The 3,818-nt window shown below is 67.6% G+C and carries 6 protein-coding genes; 3 read left to right on the top strand and 3 right to left on the bottom strand.

The window, feature by feature from the left end; genetic code table 11:
* The 3 genes from MHO01S_RS16050 to MHO01S_RS16060 form a co-directional block, all read right to left on the bottom strand.
* Positions 1 to 509: peroxiredoxin family protein (locus MHO01S_RS16050; RefSeq protein ID WP_307132501.1), on the bottom strand; the 509-nt coding region annotated here is incomplete at its 3' end.
* A 101-nt stretch (positions 510 to 610) separates the two neighbouring features.
* Complete coding sequence (locus MHO01S_RS16055; RefSeq protein WP_307132503.1) at positions 611 to 1,636, bottom strand: cytochrome c biogenesis CcdA family protein; 1,026 nt, start codon at positions 1,634 to 1,636, stop codon at positions 611 to 613.
* Complete coding sequence (locus MHO01S_RS16060) at positions 1,617 to 2,081, bottom strand: thioredoxin domain-containing protein (RefSeq protein WP_231735189.1); 465 nt, start codon at positions 2,079 to 2,081, stop codon at positions 1,617 to 1,619. The genes MHO01S_RS16055 and MHO01S_RS16060 overlap by 20 nt, the downstream gene beginning before the upstream one ends.
* A gap of 191 nt (positions 2,082 to 2,272) precedes the next feature.
* On the opposite strand from MHO01S_RS16060, the gene MHO01S_RS16065 reads away from it, so the two are divergent.
* The 3 genes from MHO01S_RS16065 to MHO01S_RS16075 all read left to right on the top strand — a co-directional run.
* The gene (locus tag MHO01S_RS16065) at positions 2,273 to 2,578 is read left to right on the top strand and encodes a transposase (protein ID WP_060960854.1); all 306 of its coding nucleotides are present in this window, start codon (positions 2,273 to 2,275) and stop codon (positions 2,576 to 2,578) included.
* A 5-nt stretch (positions 2,579 to 2,583) separates the two neighbouring features.
* Positions 2,584 to 2,826: a hypothetical protein gene (locus tag MHO01S_RS16600; RefSeq protein ID WP_060960855.1), complete on the top strand. Its 243-nt coding sequence runs from the start codon at positions 2,584 to 2,586 to the stop codon at positions 2,824 to 2,826.
* A 37-nt stretch (positions 2,827 to 2,863) separates the two neighbouring features.
* A partial coding sequence (locus tag MHO01S_RS16075) for an IS256 family transposase (protein ID WP_061782597.1) occupies positions 2,864 to 3,818 on the top strand: 955 nt, incomplete at its 3' end.

Here is a 3,818-nt window from a genome sequence, read left to right on the forward strand (position 1 = left end):
AGGTTGTCGAGGGCGATGCCCAGCAGGTCGTCGGCGTCGATCCACATCGAGGGATAGTCGCCGGACCAGACCTGCTGGCCGTCTGCGTCGATGAGGACGAAGCCGTGCCCTGGCAGGCCCTCGTGCATGCCGGTGCCGAGCGTGTCGTACTCGGCGGAGACGGCGCCGTCGTCGAGCAGGAACGCGCTGGTGGCTCCGAGGCGTTCGCGTTCGGCGTTGATCTGCTCTGCGGTGTTCATCACGATCGGCAGGACGGTGATGCCGGCGTCGGCGAAGCCCGGCTCGGCCTCGATCGCTGTCATCTGGACGATGCAGGCGTCGCAGCCGGCGCCCTCGTTGAAGTAGAGCAGCACCGGCGCACCGCGCAGGTCCGAGAGCCTCACCGAGGTGCCGTCGGAGGCGGGGAGGGTGAAGTCGGGAGCCGTGCGCACCTGGTCGGACTGCTCGGGCCGGGCAGACAGCAGCGCCATGACCACCAATGCGACGACCGCCAGGATCACCAAGCTCACGATGCTCAGGCGCGCCGTCCTCCTGCGGCGTGCCCGGGTGTCCTGCTCGTGCCTCATCGTCTCCTGGCGCTCCTTGGCTCGTCGGGTGGCAGATCGAGAGGTCATTGCGGGTTCCTCGTGCTGGTCGTGTCGTGGCAGGTCGGCACCGGACTGCCGTGGTTCTCGCCTGCGGATGGGTGACCTTCCACGGGATGGAGAGCTGTCTCTGCGGCCGAACCGTGCCCGGCCATGGAGTCGAGGGAGCCGGTGCGCCGCCCTCTGCGGCGCCCGATGAGCGTGGCCCAGATGAACGCCCCGGCAACCACGAACAGGATCAGCGCCTGAACGGGCTCAGGTATGGGCGCGGCCCACTGCTGGATGCGCAGGAACGTCTCGGTCAGCCAGGTAGCGATGGCCGACTGAGCCTCGGTGCCGCCGGTCATGCCCGGCTGGTTGGCCAGGGCGATGACCGCTCCGCCCATGACCATGAACCCGACGGCCACGACAAGGTTGACCGTGTTGGTGGCCAGCACGTGCCCTCGCACCCTTAGGCGGACCGGCTTGGCGCGCCAGAAGGTGCGCTCGCCCAGCCTGGCGGCATCCCACAGCAGGGCCATGACGAACAGCGGGAACACCATCCCGAACACGTAGGCCAGTCCAAGCACCAGCCCACCAGCCGGAGTCGCCGAGAGGGCCGAGAGGGTCATCACACCGACCAGCACGGGTGCGCAACACGCCGAGGCGATGCCCGAGAACACCCCCAGAGCGAAGAAGCTCGCGGTGTCGGCCCGCGTCGTGTCCGGTGCACGCACGAAGCTCGGCAGCGACCACATGCGCCCCGACAGCGCCAGCACAGCGAGTCCGATCATCAAGGCGCCGCCGGCGTAGTAGAGCACCTGGTGGTACCGGGCGATGGCACCGGCCAGCAGGCTGGCTCCCAGGGTCAGCGGCAGCAGCACCACACCCAACCCGGCGGCGAAGACGAACGTCAACGGCAACAACCGCCATCGCCGGTTCTTGACCGCGCCGGCCAGGTAGCTCGGTGCCAGGAACACGATGCAGCACGGCGCGAACAACGCCACCCCACCAGCCAGGAACGCCGCCACCACACTCCCGGTGGTCAGCAGCTCACTTCCCACCAGCGCCACCCAACGCGCCTGAACCGGCCCGAGAGAGGGTGGCCGCGCCCATCCGAGCCAGCGCACGGGCGAGCTTCTTGCGCGGCAGTCGGCCCGAGCTGAAGTAGGCCCCCTCCAGCAACACCAGTGGGCTCATGGCCGGCCGGTGCTCAGCGACCAGCCGCCTGCCCTCAGCGCTGTCGAGCGCGACCTGGCTGACCGCAACTGCGAATTCGCGCGCCAACTCCTGCAACGCCTGGTCGGCGTCCTCGCAGAAGTGGCACGCCGGGGCTGATACCACCGTGATACGCGGCGTGTACCTCATTGCTGAACCACCCGATCCTTCGATCTCCTCGTGGGCGCCCCCTGCGCGTGGCCGCGCGAGGTTCGCTGTCGAGACCATGTTCACTGCACCGCCCCACGCCACCGATCGGGGTTCGATCAACATTCGATGAAGCCACCAGCTGGTCACCACCCGGCCACGGTGATCGACCCCACGGGCAGGCCGGGGACACGCGAACCCGGGGCTCGGCGAGCCCGAGCCTGGCCCTTGTTCGCGCGTCACCCGATCCACTGCCACTGCGGCTCGGGCGACCGGCGCGGCAGGCACCCCAGGAGTGAATCGGCCTGACTTTCGTTCCGTTCTTCAAGCAAGGATGGAACTCGATGAACAGGAAGTACTCGCCGGAGATGCGTGAGCGTGCGCTGCGGATGCTCGCGGAGGCGCGGCCGGAGCACGCGACGATGATGGCCGCGATCCGGCATGTTGCTGGGTTGCTCGGGATGAGCCCGGAGACGCTGCGGCTTTGGCAGCGTCGCGACGAGGTCGACGCGGGCGTGAAGCCCGGGCTGACCACCGACGCGGCGGCGGAGATCAAGCGGTTGCAGAAGGAGGTCTCGGAGCTGCGGAAGGCGAACGAGATCCTCAAGGCTGCGAGCGTGTTTTTCGCGAAGGAGCTCGACCGCCCCTGACCGAGATGATCCGGTTCATCACCGAGTACCGGGATCGTTTCGGGGTCGAGCTCATCTGCCGCGTCCTCAGACCGGCAGTTCAAGGGTTCCTCACCTCCCGTGGTTACCGCGCCGCGGTCGGCCGTGCGCCGTCGGCTCGGCGGCTGCGCGACGATCTCCTCGCGGTGACGTCCCGGGTGGTGGTGGAGTTTTCGGCGGAGTCGTTGGTGTCGTTGACGCTGGCGAGCCATCGTGCGTGGTCAAGATGAGTACCGATCAAAGAACTCAGAGAAAGACACACGCACGATGGCTCTTGACCAGTCTGCCCTCCTCGAGCTGCTCGGGGAACTGAAACTCACCGATGTCAACGACCGGGTCCGGGTCGCGACCGAGACGCTCTATCAGGAGCTGATCGACGCGGAAGCGGCCGCGTTCATCAGGGCTGCCCCGTTCGAGCGTTCCCCCGATCGGGTGACGCAACGCAACGGCACCCGCCCGAAGACCGTGAGCACGAAGGTCGGGGACCTGGAATTGCGGATCCCGAAGCTGCGGCAGGGGTCGTTTTTCCCGTCCCTGTTGGAACGTCGCCGTCGGGTCGATCAGGCACTGTTCGCGGTCGTGATGGAGGCCTACGTCCACGGTGTTTCCACCCGGAAAGTCGACGACCTCGTGAAGGCGCTTGGCGCAGACACCGGGATTTCCAAGTCCGAGGTGTCACGGATCTGCTCGGGCCTGGACGAGGACGTCGCCGCGTTCCGGGACCGGCCGCTCGCGGACACCACCTACCCGTATGTGTTCCTCGACGCGACCTACTGCAAAGCCCGCGTCGGCCGGCGGGTGGTGTCCCAAGCGGTGGTCGTCGCCGTCGGCGTCGCCGCCGACGGGCGGCGAGAAGTCCTGGGCTTCGAGGTCGGAGACACCGAATCGCAACCGTTTTGGACCGCGTTCCTGCGCTCGTTGAAAGCACGCGGTCTGGGCGGGGTGAAGCTGGTGATCTCCGACGCTCACACGGGCCTGATCGCCGCGATTGCGACGGTCTTCCACGGCTCGTCCTGGCAGCGGTGTCGGGTTCACTTCATGCGCAACGTCCTCGCGAACGTCCCGAAAACCGCCGGGCCGATGGTCGCGTCGATCATCCGCACGATCTTCGCGCAACCCGACACCGAGCACGTGTTCGCCCAGTTCCACGAGGTCTCTCGCATGCTCGGCAGGTCACACCCGAAGGTCGCGGACATGCTCAACGACGCCCAGGACGACCTGC

The organism is Microbacterium hominis NBRC 15708, assembly GCF_001592125.1.
GTDB lineage: Bacteria > Actinomycetota > Actinomycetes > Actinomycetales > Microbacteriaceae > Microbacterium > Microbacterium hominis.

Excerpts from the sequence above, each read along its gene's own strand:
- MHO01S_RS16065 (WP_060960854.1), top strand. The coding sequence starts at position 2,273 with ATGAACAGGAAGTACTCGCCGGAGATGCGTGAGCGTGCGCTGCGGATG.
- MHO01S_RS16600 (WP_060960855.1), top strand. The coding sequence starts at position 2,584 with ATGATCCGGTTCATCACCGAGTACCGGGATCGTTTCGGGGTCGAGCTC.